Annotated in this window: 1 protein-coding gene; it reads right to left on the reverse strand. The window is 59.6% G+C overall.

The genetic code is table 11. From position 1 onward, the window contains the following. Positions 1-493 (reverse strand): UTP--glucose-1-phosphate uridylyltransferase (locus JK635_RS28945; protein ID WP_202655518.1); only part of this gene is annotated, 493 nt, incomplete at its 3' end. Positions 494-606 lie beyond the last annotated feature (113 nt).

Below are 606 nucleotides of genomic sequence, written 5' to 3' on the forward strand. Positions count from 1 at the left end.
CCTGTACCGCCAGCACGCTCAGTCCTTCCCGCTCATACACTTCCGTCATCTGCGCCATGACCGACTTTTCGCCTTCGGGCACATCCATGAAGTCGTCGGCCAGCAGCACGGCAAACGGCTCGGTACCGACCACCGGCTTGGCGCACAGCACCGCATGCCCCAGGCCCAGCGGCTGGGATTGGCGAATGAAGATGCAGTTTACGTGCTTGGGAATGACATTGCGCACCAGGTCCAGCAGCTGTTTCTTGCCTGCGGCTTCCAGCTCGGTTTCCAGTTCGTATGCCTTGTCGAAATGATCCTCGATGGCGCGCTTGTTGCGGCCAGTGATGAATACCATTTCGGTAATGCCGGCGGCAACCGCCTCTTCCACCGCATACTGGATCAGCGGCTTGTCGACGATGGGCAGCATTTCCTTGGGCTGCGCCTTGGTGGCGGGGAGGAAACGGCTGCCCAGTCCGGCAACGGGAAAGACAGCCTTGGTGATTTTTCTCATGCTTCGCTTTCTTTGGTCTGATGCAGCATCTCCAGCAATGCCGCTTCGTCGATCACAGGAACACCCAGCGTCTCCGCTTTCGCCAGCTTGCTGCCGGCATCATCGCCAGCCAC

Source organism: Neobacillus paridis (assembly GCF_016765675.1).
Taxonomy (GTDB): domain Bacteria; phylum Bacillota; class Bacilli; order Bacillales; family Cytobacillaceae; genus Neobacillus; species Neobacillus paridis.